The sequence below is a fragment of the Pseudomonas syringae genome (genome assembly GCF_000737245.1).
Classification (GTDB): Bacteria; Pseudomonadota; Gammaproteobacteria; order Pseudomonadales; family Pseudomonadaceae; genus Aquipseudomonas; species Aquipseudomonas syringae_J.
On record NZ_JPQU01000092.1, the window covers coordinates 1 to 707 of the forward strand.

Consider the following 707-nt stretch of genomic DNA (forward strand, 5'->3'; position numbering starts at 1 on the left):
TTCACCACGTTGCGTGGCTTTCCGGTTCTGCGTTGATCGTTGCAGCTTGGTTAGTAGGTTGATTTGAAGGTTTTTGCTGATCCCAGGCGCACCTATCCCGTAGTCGGTGGCCCTTGAGAGGTCAGTTTCGCCAGTCTTCTTAGATTCTGTACCGCAGCCGCCAAGGTGAATTCGTCGTTCGCACCGGTCATTCCTCGTAGTCGCAACCGATCCAGTTTCAAGATTCGCTTGAGATGAGCGAACAACATTTCGACCTTCTTGCGCTCATTGCGAGAGCACACGTATTGAGGTGTCTTGGCGATGCGCCGCGCTACATCGCGGGCTGCTTCATGGACGCTGCGTGCGATTTTTCTAAACGAAGTGTTCGGGCAGCAGCGCTCTTTCATTGAGCATTTAGAGCAGTCTGTTTGCCGGGATCGAAAGATGATGGTGTCGGCTTTCGTGACATGTGAGCGCTGGTTCTTGAAGGCTCGCCATTCGCTACGCAGCGGGTGTCCGGTGGGGCAACGATATTCCTGCGCTTCTTCATGCCATTGAAAATCGCTGATCGAGAGGCTGTCGTTCTTACGCTCGGTTTTGTCCCATACCGGCACATGTGGCTCGATGTCTTTTTCGTCGACCATCCAGGCCAGCATCGGTGCGGTTCCATAAGCGGTATCGCCGATGAGCCGATCCGGCTTGATGTCGAACTGTTCTTCGACCCGCTC

At 54.2% G+C, this 707-nt stretch carries 1 protein-coding gene; it reads right to left on the bottom strand.

Going from position 1 to position 707, the window contains the following annotated elements:
- Window positions 1–92: 92 nt before the first annotated feature.
- Window positions 93–707: transposase (locus IV01_RS01610; protein ID WP_032631613.1), on the bottom strand; the 615-nt coding region annotated here is incomplete at its 5' end.